This is a genomic window from Paenibacillus sp. J22P51, assembly GCF_059692215.1.
In genome coordinates this window covers 128,249-141,063 of record NZ_JCAUAZ010000013.1, presented here as the reverse complement: position 1 = coordinate 141,063, position 12,815 = coordinate 128,249, and the positions used below count along the sequence as shown (strand labels likewise).

Below are 12,815 nucleotides of genomic sequence, written 5' to 3'. Positions count from 1 at the left end.
ACCATGTCTAACGTTGGATACTCCAGCACAGCAGTTGTTCTGGTATTGTACATTTTGTTGGTTATTATATTGGCAACATTCTAATATAGCAATTGGCTGTATAAGCCGCCTCCCGGTCTTAGGGGGGCGGCTTTGTTGCGTATTTACGCATAATTTTCCAGTTACGGGAGAACTTAACGATAACTGTATTGTATGGCCACCTCATGCCAAAGAGGGAGAACCTTATGCTAGTAAAGAATCAGATTACTGCACTACAATTATATATAATTGTGATCATTTCGATCGCGATTACGAATCACGTCCTTCTCATCCCCGTACTGCTGCATTATGGGAAGCGGGATTCCTGGTTAGGAGCTTCTCTTGCACTTATTCCTTTGCTTGTCTGGACTTGTCTAGTCTATTTCCTGGTTAGACGATCCAAGCAGGGGAACTTAATCGACTGGATCAGAATGAGAGTCGGAAAATGGGTTGCGTATCTTGTTCAATTTGCCATTATTCTAATCTGTTTTACACACGCCATCGTCACCATCAGAGATGTAACGATGTGGACACACATCACTTATTTGCCTAGAACCCCCCCATTTTTGATTGTATTGATGTTTATGATATTCTGCTTTTTTGCGGCAAAAGAAGGAATTAAGGCGATTGCGATTACTGCAGGCATCTTATTACCAGCCGTTGTTGTTCTTGGTTACTTTGTTATGGGGGCTAATTTTCAATATAAGGATTACACGCTGCTCACACCGCTTTTTACACATGGCTATGGTCCCACAATCATGAGTATGTTATTGACCTGCAGTGCATCCTTCGAAATATTAAGTGTTCTCATCATGCAGCACCATGTCCGGACGCGTATTCGTTTGCGTGCCTTACTAATTCTAACGACATGTGTAATAGGGCTTACCATCGGTCCTCTAACCGGGGCAATTGCCATATTTGGTCCTTTCGAAGCAGCGGATTTAAGGTATCCAGCCTTTGAGCAATGGCGAATGGTCACGCTAGGGAAATATATTTCCCATTTGGATTTCCTATCTATCTTTCAATGGATTTCAGGGTCTTGCATGCGTACCTCGATATTGATGTTCATCAGTGTGGATATAATGAAAGTTCAGAAGAAATCGACTAGAACGAAGATCCTTGCTTGGATCAGCTTAGGTCTCCTTGGACTATGCATGTTTCCCATATCGGACAACCAAATGGTGCTATGGCTGCAAAACTATTACTATTTGTATATGTTTGTTGTCGGCTTATTGCTGCTGTTGTTCCTGCTTGTAGTTGCGATGCTGCCAATACGGCGAAAGGAGAAAGATGCCTAGTGAATGAGCAAGATTTCCGTGAATGGTTTGCTCTTTCGGACGACGTTATTTTGAAAACATACCCTGTCAAGCAGGGCGGGATGGTTCAGCGTGTTACGATGTTGTATTGCGAGGGAATGGTAAGAACTGATGTGATCGATGGGCTCGTGCTGCCTAAGCTGCAGGCTTTTATAGATAGTGACTATTATCAAAATGAAAACGCTCTTGATCTGAGTACGATGCTGCAATTGGTCAAGTTCACGGGTAATCACGTCATAGATGATATGAAATTAGCTGTGTATGCGGGACGGTTGATTTTATTTTTTGAAAATACCCAAGCTATTTATTCATTGGATATTGCCGCACCTCCGAACCGTTCACCAGAGGAATCTAGTACGGAAACCTCGATTAAAGGTCCACGTGATGGATTTACGGAAGATGTGATCACGAATATCGCCTTAATTCGCAAACGATTGGCCACACCGAGCCTATGCTGTGAAAAGATACAATTAGGAAGAAAAAGCAACACGGCAGTTGCCTTATTGTATCTCGGTGATGTCATGAATGAGTCCATCATTCAAGAGGCAAGAGACCGACTGCAATCGATTGATGTCGATGCGGTTCTAAGCAGCGCGCAGCTCGAGGATGCCTTATCTGGGCGAACCTATTCGATGTTTCCTCTTCTGAATTATACAGGGAGACCTGATTTTGTAGCCGATAGCTTACTTCGCGGTCGCTTTGCGATTATCGTGGATGGATCGCCGATGGTTCTCGTTGCACCAGTTACCTTAACCTATATTTTAAATTCCCCTGAAGATGTCCATAATCCCTTCTATTATGTTGCTTTCGAGAGAGTGCTAAGATTAGTCGGTTTGCTCATTTCTGTATTGCTACCCGGCTTATGGATTTCGGTTTCCAGCTTTAATTTGGACCAAATTCCGTATCAACTCGTAGCCACGATTTCCTCTTCACGATTAGGCTTACCTTTATCAGGTCCAATGGATTTTATTATCATGCTGATGTTGTTTGAATTGTTCCGAGAAGCGGGCGCTCGTTTGCCCAAAGTGGTTGGACAAACGGTAACCGTTGTAGGTGGATTAATTGTCGGGGACGCGGCAATACGCTCTGGGATTACAAGTCCCACTACCTTGGTGGTTACTGCGTTGTCCACGATTTCGATGTATACACTGGTCAATCAATCTCTTGCCGGCACCATTACGGTTTTACGAATTGTTATTCTGTTGATCTCCACCATGTTCGGTATATACGGATTTATGATTTCTCTCATGGGGCTAGTTCTTTTTATGTCGACGCTTGAGTCATTTGGAGTACCCTATCTCACACCGCTTTCACCGCCACTCTTTGGGGAAATGATCACATCCTTATTTACTAAGGCTTGGAAAAAGATTAAGCGAAGGCCGCTTGAGCTTAAGACGCAGGATGATACTAGGCAAGGTAGTGAACCGTCATGATGAAAACAGCTTTGGTGAAATTGGCAGTGAGCGTAGTATTGTTAATTAGCCTAACGGGCTGTTGGGATTTGAAAACGATTCAAGACACGAACTACATGACAGCGATTGGCTTTGATTTTAAAGATGGGAAATACATTGTATATGGCCAAATGTTGGATTTTGCTAGCGTGGCGAAACAAGAAGGTGGTCAGTCGTCGCAACCGCCTTTGATTTGGGTAGGTAAAGAAGAAGCAGCAACCGTTAGTGAAGCGTTCAGTAAGCTTTATCGTACATCTCAGCAGCGTGTTTTTTGGGGGCATGTCGGCGCCTATTTGTTTTCTAAAGATGCGTTAAATCAGGGCATTAGCAAATTTACAGACGGTGCGATTCGGTTTAGTGAAACGAGATTCACCCAATGGGTGTATAGTACGGACGAGTCTATTGAGGCCATTTTCTCCGTTATCCCGTTCTTCAATGTCTCGCCGATGAGCTCTATTTTAATGCAACCGGTAGATAACTATCGTCAACGCTCTTACATTAACCCATATCGCTTGTTTGGGCTGGTTTCCCGAATACGGGAGCCTGGGTATACCGTGATGCTTCCCTCGTTGGACATCGAAAAAGAGGTATGGAAGAAAAATGAAAAACCAGATGCAAAACTAAGAGTGAACGGTGCTTATTCGCTAAACAAACAACATGATTTAGAATGGTTTTCCGAAAATCAATTAAATGGTGCAAGATGGTTGAATAAACATACGAGTCGTACCCCAATGGTTGTGTATAGGGAAGGTAAAGCAGCTCAAAACGTTACTATTAGACCGAAAGCTAATATCAAGGTACGGGCGAATGGAGAACAAACCATTTTCGATATTGAGATTAAAGCACCAGCTGCCATTACTGAAATATTTGATGAAATTGATGAGATTGAGTTGGGAAAAATAATATCCAAACAAATAACGGAGGAAGTCGAGCAGACATTTAAGCTTGGAAAAAGTCGAGGAATTGATGTATTCGCTTTGGAGCATGTGTTGTATAGAGATGATTCCAAAGCATGGGCAAAACTAACCAATTATGGTGAGAAGCCGCTAACTGACTATGAACTCGGTAACATCTCTGTGAAGGTGAAGATTCTCCACTCTGGAATGCTCAAGATGAATGAGAAAACGAAACAATATTAACAATCTAGAGGCTAACCTCCGAAGGCATAATCGAGGAGGGGCCTTTTTGGTTTGTGGGGAGGATACGAAATAGTTATGCGTCACCGCAAAACCCACCTCATTCCCACATCTATCATAAGCATGCACTTCAAGTCTGAAATTACAAATAACTGGAAAAAATACATCTAAATTCGCCAGTTTTCCTTCGAAAAACGAAATAAATGGATTTTATGTAGTTAATTCCGGCCGATTTTAGCTTGTTAGGCGATTTTCTAGAAATTAACTGTATGTTTTCCATCTAAAGTTCATTTTAGAGGGAAAATCGGTAAAATAACTGGAGGTTTTCCAGTTAATCTGGTGGTGGTGTTAGCTTTGCCAACCCAACCCAAGCTACTTCTACCACACTAAACACCAACTATCCCCCGTCCAACCCGCCAACTAGCTAATCCCTGCACCCTCCCACACTCAGTTTAGAAAAATTTAAGAATTGTTTTAGGCGGTGTTAATAGGCGCTTTAGGGGCAATTAACTCTTGAGGGCTAAGATAGTCAATATGGAAGCGCAAGTAGCGCAGCCAAATTAGAGAAAGCGTATGAATTACGCGGAGGCAGGACGAGATGAATAAGAAGTTAGCGATGTTGGGATTAGGTGTAGCAGTAGGCAGCATGATGCTAGTGACCTCAGTATATGCAGGTGTGGGTGAAGCTCCCGGATACGAAGCTTTCAAATCAGCCGTGAAACAAACAGCGACAATCAAGAACGTAACGCGCCAAGTCAATGTTTCCTTACAGGACAACGGAGCTTCCTTGCTACAAGTGAAATCGACGATTAAAACCAGCGGAGCCGATCACGTTGGAAGTGCACAAGTGAATGTAGTTAGTGGCACTAATGAACAGCAAACGATCCAATTCTACAGCCAAGACGGCAAGCAAATTATTAAAACAGCCGATTCAGACGTATACAAAGTCATTGAAGGTGACGGAGGGCCAGAGAAATTCAAAGGACATAACAAAAGCAATCATACTCCAGACCCACAAACCATCAGCGAAGTGGAAAATGTCGTGGATACGCTAGTCGGTAACCTGAAAAATTATGTCACGATGGACGAAGCAGCTGGAAACGGCAAAGAGATTCATTTCAAGCTCTCCGGCAGCCAAATCTCTCCAGTTGTGAACACCGTGGGTTCACTCGTAATCAAACATGGTGTGATGGCCAAAGATGAGCCAATGCCAACCAAAGCCAATACGCTGGGGATCGACCTCGCGACACTAAGGAACAGCCTGCCGCAACTTTCTTCCGACATCTCGATGGATGAAGTGGAAGTGAATGCAAGCGTGGATAGCGATGATCACATTACGAGCCAGTCTGCACAAATTCATTTGTCGGGTAAAGATGCGCAAGGTGCCGAACATGATGTTGTGCTGCGCATTGACATGACACTTTCAAGCTTGAACTCAACAACACCGGATACCGTAGATTTAAGCGGCAAGCAAGTAGAGAACGTGAAATTCGATGAAATGTCCAACCACAAAAGCTGGGGCGACAAGCACTAAGAACAAAGAACAAGCACTAGGAATTAAGAAACACCAAAGAGGAGCCGTCAACCTCGGCCCTCCTCCTCATTTCCTTTTGAAGGGCGGAAACAGTGTGAAGCACGTCGTTGAACTGAACAATGTGACGAAAATATTCAATAACCTGCGCGGCATCCATCAAGTGACTATGACCGTGCAACGCGGTGATATTTATGGCTTTTTTGGACCAAATGGAGCGGGGAAAACAACCGTCATGAAGATCATGACAGGCCTATCTCAAGCGCAGCAGGGTGAGGTAAAGCTGTTCGGCTACGACGTGAAAACGCAGTATGAGCAAGCGATGGCGAAGGTAGGCGTTTTGATCGAAACCGCAGAAGCCTACACCTACATGAGCGGCAGAAGGAATCTGGAGCAAGCAGCGAGGCTGTACCCAGAGGTGAGCAAGCAGCGTATAGACGAAGTGCTGGAAATCGTAGACTTAACCCCTTTTCAGCATGAAAAGGTAGCGGGTTACTCGCTGGGTATGAAGCAAAGGCTCGGACTAGCGGCCGCGATGCTGGCTAAGCCGGAACTTCTCATTCTCGATGAGCCTACGAACGGTCTCGATATTGAGGGAATGGTTCACATTCGTGAAATCATCCTGCGGTTAGCGCGCGAGGAACGGATTACGTTCTTAATTTCCTCTCACCTTATCCACGAAATGGAGCTGATGTGCAATCGCATTGGCATTATCCATCAAGGAAAGCTCGTCCGTGAGGGACTCGTTTCCGATTTGATCAAAGGCAGTCCATCCTTGGAAGCGGCCTACCTACGTGAAATTCAAGCAGTCAGGGGGCTTGCCGCCAATGCCTAGCATTTTAACAGCTAACGTCTGGAATGAGACGCTGAAACTAGCCTACAAAAAGAAAACCATTTTCTTCCTAGCCGTAACCTTGCTGCTCCCGATCCTAGCAGGCATCTTGCTCTCGAGGTTTCAGCATGGGATTGGCATCGGCGCGATCGCCGCGAAGGATTTCCCTATCGTGATGCTCGGCTTGTTCACGAGTATTTTCCTGCCATTGTTCGTATTCATGGGTGCAGCGGATGTGTTCTCTGGTGAGATGGGGGACCGCACGATGAAAAACATTCTAACCCGGCCACTCTCCAGGTTCAAAGTATTCGCTTCCAAACAACTGGCACTTGCCATTTATATTGCACTGTATTTAGTCGTTGCCCTCGTCGCGTCGGTGCTCTCGGCTTTCCTATTTCAACACTTCGGAGGCATAGGGACGATCTCCACATGGCTTCTTGCTTATTGCGCCGCATTCGTACCCCTTCTCGTTCTGAGTATCGCAGCGGTATGCTTAGCGCAGTTTTTCTCAAGCAGCAGCTCTGCGTTAACAGTTAGCATTCTCCTGTATCTAGCGTTTAAAGTAGCAGCCTTTTTCTTGCCGCAGATTGCAACCTATTCGCCTACAGCTTACATGGATTGGCATATGCTATGGGTTGGCGGTTCGATCGTAACAAGTAAGATTATGTCGATCTTTATGTTTTTGATAGCGTGCAGTATACTATTTTTTACAGCAGGTTATTATTTGTTTGATAAAAAGGAGCTCTGAACCCGATGTCGATTCGCGTACGGCTAGTCCTGTCCTATATTGCCATGCTGCTTGTACCGCTTGTGCTTTTTGGGCTAGCCGTCATTCTCATCAGCATCGCCACCTTCGGCAGCTTGAAATCCGGTTTTCAAGTGGACTTCTCCCAGGGCAATCCGATTAAGCGTGTTGTCGACCAGGAGCTGGAGAATGTCGCCTATATGAAGGCGAAGACCGACACAGATCCGGATGCTTTCCTGGATGAAGTGTTTGTGAAGGATTTGGAGCAGCGCTTCCACAAAATCAATATGGGTCTAATTATCCGTAAGGATCAAGCCATCAGCTATATCTCTCCTTACATTAAGCAGGGGGAGGCGGGGGACACCGCGAAGCTGCCGGCTTTCGGCACATCTTCAGGGAAGTTCCAGCGCAATCAAGGTTCTCTGTGGATAACTAGGCAGCAGGATTTCTTATTTTCCGATAAAAGTAAAGGCACCGTATTTGTATTTCTGGACGGAGGTCCTTTTCAGAAATATTTACATCAGTTTTCCAAATCTGTGTTCTTAACGTTCTTGTTCATCCTCATCGCAACGAATGGCGTGCTGACTTATTTCGTTTCGCGCAGCATTATTCGGCCACTACGAGCACTCAAACGCGCAACAGAGGAGATTAAAGAGGGGAATCTGGACTTTGAGATTGTTCCACACGGAAACGATGAGCTTGGTGAGCTCAGTGTCGCTTTTGAAGAAATGCGACGTAAACTTAAGAAATCCGTAGAGCTTCAGCTCCAGTATGAGGAGAATCGCAAAGAACTCATTTCGAATATTTCCCATGATTTGAAAACGCCGGTCACCGCGATCAAAGGCTATGTCGAAGGCATCATGGATGGCGTTTCGAATTCGCCGGATAAGCTAGATAAGTATATTCGTACCATTTATAACAAAGCGGCGGATATGGATCGGCTGATTGATGAGCTGTTTCTATTTTCCAAGCTGGATCTGGGGAAGGTTCCGTTTCAATTCGAAACCGTCGATCTAGGAAACTACGTGCAGGATTGTGCGCAGGAATTACAATTTGATATGGAGAAAAAAGGGGTCCAGTTTACACTTTCAGATCTGCCACAATTGCCGATATTGGTTACAGCAGATCGTGATAAGCTTAGACGCGTACTTCTGAACATTATAGAGAATGCAGTCAAATACAGTGAAGAGGGCAACTGCCAGATCGCGTTAAGTGTGATGACGCAAGGCGATTTCGCGGTTATTCAAATCAAGGATAACGGTCAGGGTATCTCAGAGGAGGCGCTACCGCATATTTTTGACCGGTTCTATCGCGCAGATCCGTCACGCAATACGGCAACAGGAGGCAGCGGGCTAGGGCTTGCGATTGCGAAGCAAATCATTGAAGAGCATGGCGGGCGCATTAGCGCAACGAGCGTGCTCGGGCTAGGCACTACTGTGTTTATGGCCCTGCCACTCCATCAAAGGAAGGGGAGCGAAGCATGAGTCGGATTTTGATCGTAGAAGATGAACAAAGCATAGCCGAGCTAGAGCGGGATTATTTGGAAATTAACGGGTACGAAGTGGATATAGAGACGAGCGGCGAGCGTGGGCTGGAGCGGGCACTGACGATAGACTATGATCTCGTGATACTTGACCTTATGCTCCCGATTATGGATGGCTTTGAAATATGCCGGCGCATTCGTAATGTGAAAGACATTCCAATCGTCATGGTTTCGGCTAAAAAGGAAGACATCGACAAAATACGCGGTCTCGGTCTTGGAGCCGACGATTACATGATTAAACCGTTTAGTCCAAGTGAACTGGTGGCTAGGGTGAAAGCTCATCTGGCCCGGTATGAACGGTTAATGGGGCGTCGCGAGGCGAAGAACGATGAGGTTCGCATTCGCGGTTTGATGATTGATAAAACAGCGCGACGCGTGTTTGTGAATGACAAAGAGGTTATGTTCACGACCAAAGAATTCGATCTGCTGACTCATCTTGCGATGAATCCGAATCGGGTATACAGCAAGGAGCAGCTGTTTGACCTTTTGTGGGGCATGGAAGCTATGGGTGATATTGCAACTGTGACCGTACATATCCGCAAACTGCGCGAGAAAGTGGAGCAGGACCCATCGAATCCACAATATATAGAAACCATATGGGGAGCGGGCTATCGTTTCCGAATCTAAAAAGGGAAGCTTGGGGGAGTTGCCTAACTCATCTCAGGCTTTTTGGTTGTTTGCATAAACATATTCCAAATGATCAAATGGTTATTTACTTCGTTACTTTGTTAAGATAATGTAAAGGTTACTTAACAAGAGGAGTAGGCGACGATGGATTTTACTGTGGATCTACATATTTTGATGAAATTAGGGATTTCAGCTATTTTTGGATTGATTATTGGTTTGGAACGGGAGATTAGGAATAAACCGCTTGGACTTAAGACCTCGCTTGTCATTTGCCTAAGCAGCTGCTTATTGACCATCGTGTCCATCGAATCTGCTAATAAGTATGCTGTTGCTGGTTTACATGTGATGGATCCTATGAGGCTTGCTGCGCAAGTGGTAAGTGGGATCGGTTTTCTCGGAGCTGGTGTTATTCTGCGCAAGCACAATGATGTCATTATCGGGTTGACGACGGCTGCGATGATCTGGGGAGCTGCGGGTCTTGGGATTGCGGTTGGAGCGGGTTTCTATGTTGAAGCTTTTTTCGGACTTCTGCTAATTCTCATTAGCGTAATTGTATTGCCTTATTTTATTAAAAAAATGGGGCCAAGACCGCTAATCATGAAAGATTTGCGCGTACGTCTGCTTGTTTCACATGATGGGAACTTAACGACGATCATCAAAGCGATTATTGCCAAAGGGTACAAAATGAAAAGTGTTCATATCAAAGAATTGAACCAAGAACTGCAGGAGCTAAACTTCATCGTGTATGTGGATCGGAAATATGCTTCAGAAGTGTATGATGAGATGAAGAGTATGGAGTACATCGAGATCGCTGAAGTAGAAACGTTGTGAGAAGGGGACCGGATCGTGGCCGAAGGGCTGCTTTCCGGTCTTTATCATTTAGGCTGAAACGCCCAGAGCTGCTGCGAATTTGATACCTAGCTCGTGGCACTGTTGTTTCTCATCCTTGGACGGATTAAGCTCAACCTTGAAGCCATCAAATACTTTTTCCCCACCGATTTCGGCTAATTTCTCTTCGAGTGTATCCACTGCCTTGCCAAAATACGTGTAAGAGGAGTCAGCAGAACCGAATACGCCAAACTTGCGTCCTTGTAGATTCACATCATCCATTTCCTCGTAGAAATCTTCGTACTCATCAGGTAAATCGCCATCTCCCCACGTATAAGCCCCGAGTAGAATACCATCATAGTTCTCGAGCTCACTGGCGTTAGTATCCATGACGTTTTTGAGAACAGGCTCGAAACCTGCCTCTTGAATACCGGCTGCAATCGCCTCGGCGAGTTCTTCTGTATTCCCTGACATGCTTGCGTATACGATGATAATTTTGGACATGGTAGACCTCCTAAAAGATATGTTATTGGCGGAACATGGCGGTAGATGGTGCATCCTTCACCCCATCCATTAACTCCCATCATATTAGTTGATAATGATTATCATTGTCAATATAAAAATTAAAATGTTCGTTCTGTAACCCGATACGACTAGGCTAGAGAACGTGCTACAATAGGGATATGAAGGGGGCTGCGCCATGGAGAATGTTCTACAGCATTTGAAAAATCTCGGCTTCACAGATCTGGAAGCCAAGTGTCTGCACGTGCTTGCCGTGAGCGGCACGCAAACTGGCTACGAAATCGCCAAGGGGCTTGGCGTATCGCGCTCGAACGTGTACGCAGCTTTGCAAAAGCTTGCGGAGAAGGGCGCAGTGCTCACGAGTCACGGTGAGCCCACCGTGTATCAAAGCGTGCCGATCGAGGAGATCGGCGAGCGAATGGAAGCGGAGCTGCAAGCCTCGATCCGCTATGTGAAAGAGCATCTGCCGAAGCAAGAGGCGCATCGGACTGAGTACTTCAGCTTGGAAGGTGACGCCAAGGTTATTGAGCGTGTTCGCTCGGAGCTGAGGAAAGCGAAGGAAGAGGTGTTCTGTGATCTGTCCCCTGAAGAAGCCAAGCTGCTGAAGGAGGACATTCGCGCGGTGACAACGCAAGGCGTGCGTGTAATCGTCATGCCGACACGCGAATCGGGCGCTGGTTTTTATCCTTTTGCGCGTAAACGGAGCGAGGGTTTAAAGGGTCATGAGGGTCGGAAATTTGCGATGCTCATTGATCGTAAATTGGCTGTTGTTGGCACACGTGGCGGGGAAGATCCAACGCTTGCGATGTTAACCGAACATCCTGCGATGGTGGAGCTGCTGTATAACCATTTTTGCAGTAGTGTTGTGTTGCATGAGCTTCAACAGGATATGGGCGCGAAGCTCGAGGATAAATACGGTAGAAATTTCAAGAAAATCATACAGAAACATATAGATGGGAAAGTGCCTGAGTCGAAGCGTATGGACGAGGGCAAAATGATTGCGCTTAAGCTTCATGCAGAGAATGAAATCGCGGGAGAGCTGGGAAGTCACGATGAGGGTGTAGCTGGTGAACAGGCGCTCGGCGAAGAGAAGCTTGAGTCAGGAAAGTTACGCGAGAGGACTGGAGAAAGTAAGTTAAGTGAAGGGAAGTCTGTAGAGGGAACGTTTGAACAAGGAAAGTCAGGACAGGGAAAGAGGAAAAAGAAGAAATGATGCGGTATGAAGGAGAAATGGAAGATCAAGAAATGAAGCAGCATGAGCTAGTAGAAGATCAAGAGCGAATACTACTCGCGGCGGAAGCGCTCGTGAAGGAGAAGCTGGAGCGCGATAGCAGCGGCCACGACTGGTGGCATATTTATCGCGTGGTGCAGACGACGAAACGCATTGCTGCCCAGGAGGGCGCTGATCGCTTCGTCTGCGAGCTAGCGGCGCTGCTTCACGACGTTGTCGACGAGAAGCTGAACGCCGATCCAGCCGCGGCTCAGCGCGAGCTGGAGGCTTGGCTTGCCGCCAGCGGCACGCCGGCGGCGCAGGTGGAGCACGTGCTGGAGATTATCAGCACGATGTCGTTCAAGGGCGGCGCGCGGCCGCCAATGCGCACGCTTGAGGGCCAGGTCGTGCAGGATGCCGACCGGTTGGATGCGGTTGGCGCGGTGGGCATCTCGCGCGTGTTTGCCTATTCGGGCTGGAAAGGCCGCCCGATCCATGATCCTTCCGTCATCGCGCGCGAGCACATGACGGAGAAGGAGTATCGCGGAGGCAATGACACCGCGATTAATCACTTTTACGAGAAGCTCCTCAAGCTGAAGGAGCTTATGAATACGGCCTACGCGAGGCAGCTCGCGGAGGAGCGGCATCGCTTCATGGAGCTCTATCTGCAGCAGTTTTATGCCGAGTGGGAAGGCGAGCGATAAGTTTGTCGGGAGAGAGCCAGTGATGGCTCTCTTTTTTGTGGTTTCTCACGCTGCAGGGAGTACAAGATACTGCCAGTTATTCCTCAGGCCCTGAAGAATAACTGGATTTCTTCCAGTTATTATTTTCGCAGGCTCCTACTGTTTACGAAGAATAACTGGATTTCCTACAGTTAACTGAAGCCAATTTGGAGGCAAGTAAGGAAAACTGGTGAAATTAACTGCATATTTCCATCTAAATCCCAAATTGAGCGAAAAAGCACGAGATTAACTACATATTTTCCAGTTATTTCGTAATCGAGGGTAGTAATTAAGCTAGTTTGAAACCATTAGGAGGAACTGAGGCGTAATGATG

The 12,815-nt window shown here is 46.3% G+C and carries 12 protein-coding genes; 11 read left to right on the top strand and 1 reads right to left on the bottom strand.

Annotated elements, in window-relative coordinates; genetic code table 11:
• Positions 1-224: 224 nt before the first annotated feature.
• The 9 genes from AC58QC_RS23575 (at position 225) to AC58QC_RS23535 (ending at position 10,030) form a co-directional block, all read left to right on the top strand.
• Positions 225-1,316 (top strand): GerAB/ArcD/ProY family transporter, encoded by a 1,092-nt coding sequence (locus tag AC58QC_RS23575; protein WP_497417485.1) that lies wholly within the window; start codon positions 225-227, stop codon positions 1,314-1,316.
• Positions 1,316-2,767 (top strand): spore germination protein, encoded by a 1,452-nt coding sequence (locus AC58QC_RS23570; protein WP_497417484.1) that lies wholly within the window; start codon positions 1,316-1,318, stop codon positions 2,765-2,767. Before AC58QC_RS23575 ends, AC58QC_RS23570 begins: the two co-directional genes overlap by 1 nt.
• Positions 2,764-3,924, top strand: a complete 1,161-nt coding sequence (locus AC58QC_RS23565) for a Ger(x)C family spore germination protein (RefSeq protein WP_497417483.1) — start codon at positions 2,764-2,766, stop codon at positions 3,922-3,924. The genes AC58QC_RS23570 and AC58QC_RS23565 overlap by 4 nt, the downstream gene beginning before the upstream one ends.
• A gap of 595 nt (positions 3,925-4,519) precedes the next feature.
• Positions 4,520-5,455, top strand: a complete 936-nt coding sequence (locus tag AC58QC_RS23560) for a hypothetical protein (protein ID WP_497417482.1) — start codon at positions 4,520-4,522, stop codon at positions 5,453-5,455.
• Between the two features lie 94 nt (positions 5,456-5,549).
• Positions 5,550-6,287 (top strand): ABC transporter ATP-binding protein, encoded by a 738-nt coding sequence (locus AC58QC_RS23555; RefSeq protein ID WP_497417481.1) that lies wholly within the window; start codon positions 5,550-5,552, stop codon positions 6,285-6,287.
• A complete protein-coding gene (locus AC58QC_RS23550; RefSeq protein WP_497417480.1) occupies positions 6,280-7,032 on the top strand; it encodes a DUF2705 family protein in 753 nt (250 codons plus the stop codon). Before AC58QC_RS23555 ends, AC58QC_RS23550 begins: the two co-directional genes overlap by 8 nt.
• 5 nt (positions 7,033-7,037) lie before the next feature.
• A complete protein-coding gene (locus AC58QC_RS23545; RefSeq protein ID WP_497417479.1) occupies positions 7,038-8,513 on the top strand; it encodes a sensor histidine kinase in 1,476 nt (491 codons plus the stop codon).
• Entirely contained in the window at positions 8,510-9,199 is a 690-nt protein-coding gene (locus AC58QC_RS23540) for a response regulator transcription factor (protein WP_497417478.1), read from the top strand. The genes AC58QC_RS23545 and AC58QC_RS23540 overlap by 4 nt, the downstream gene beginning before the upstream one ends.
• 144 nt (positions 9,200-9,343) lie before the next feature.
• The gene (locus tag AC58QC_RS23535; protein WP_497417477.1) at positions 9,344-10,030 is read left to right on the top strand and encodes an MgtC/SapB family protein; all 687 of its coding nucleotides are present in this window, start codon (positions 9,344-9,346) and stop codon (positions 10,028-10,030) included.
• A gap of 48 nt (positions 10,031-10,078) precedes the next feature.
• On the opposite strand, the gene AC58QC_RS23530 is transcribed toward AC58QC_RS23535, so the two are convergent.
• The gene (locus AC58QC_RS23530) at positions 10,079-10,531 is read right to left on the bottom strand and encodes a flavodoxin (protein ID WP_497417476.1); all 453 of its coding nucleotides are present in this window, start codon (positions 10,529-10,531) and stop codon (positions 10,079-10,081) included.
• A gap of 196 nt (positions 10,532-10,727) precedes the next feature.
• Here AC58QC_RS23530 and AC58QC_RS23525 point away from each other — a divergent pair, with 196 nt between their 5' ends.
• Together AC58QC_RS23525 and AC58QC_RS23520 are read left to right on the top strand one after the other, a co-directional pair.
• Positions 10,728-11,762: a TrmB family transcriptional regulator gene (locus tag AC58QC_RS23525; RefSeq protein ID WP_497417475.1), complete on the top strand. Its 1,035-nt coding sequence runs from the start codon at positions 10,728-10,730 to the stop codon at positions 11,760-11,762.
• Positions 11,762-12,463 (top strand): HD domain-containing protein, encoded by a 702-nt coding sequence (locus AC58QC_RS23520; protein WP_497417519.1) that lies wholly within the window; start codon positions 11,762-11,764, stop codon positions 12,461-12,463. Before AC58QC_RS23525 ends, AC58QC_RS23520 begins: the two co-directional genes overlap by 1 nt.
• Positions 12,464-12,815: the final 352 nt, after the last annotated feature.

Bases quoted from the DNA above. Each gene is read 5' to 3' on its own strand.
- AC58QC_RS23530 (WP_497417476.1), bottom strand. From the start codon at position 10,531: ATGTCCAAAATTATCATCGTATACGCAAGCATGTCAGGGAATACAGAA.
- AC58QC_RS23560 (WP_497417482.1), top strand. From the start codon at position 4,520: ATGAATAAGAAGTTAGCGATGTTGGGATTAGGTGTAGCAGTAGGCAGC.
- AC58QC_RS23545 (WP_497417479.1), top strand. From the start codon at position 7,038: ATGTCGATTCGCGTACGGCTAGTCCTGTCCTATATTGCCATGCTGCTT.
- AC58QC_RS23575 (WP_497417485.1), top strand. From the start codon at position 225: ATGCTAGTAAAGAATCAGATTACTGCACTACAATTATATATAATTGTG.
- AC58QC_RS23520 (WP_497417519.1), top strand. From the start codon at position 11,762: ATGCGGTATGAAGGAGAAATGGAAGATCAAGAAATGAAGCAGCATGAG.
- AC58QC_RS23535 (WP_497417477.1), top strand. From the start codon at position 9,344: ATGGATTTTACTGTGGATCTACATATTTTGATGAAATTAGGGATTTCA.
- AC58QC_RS23550 (WP_497417480.1), top strand. From the start codon at position 6,280: ATGCCTAGCATTTTAACAGCTAACGTCTGGAATGAGACGCTGAAACTA.
- AC58QC_RS23565 (WP_497417483.1), top strand. From the start codon at position 2,764: ATGATGAAAACAGCTTTGGTGAAATTGGCAGTGAGCGTAGTATTGTTA.
- AC58QC_RS23525 (WP_497417475.1), top strand. From the start codon at position 10,728: ATGGAGAATGTTCTACAGCATTTGAAAAATCTCGGCTTCACAGATCTG.
- AC58QC_RS23540 (WP_497417478.1), top strand. From the start codon at position 8,510: ATGAGTCGGATTTTGATCGTAGAAGATGAACAAAGCATAGCCGAGCTA.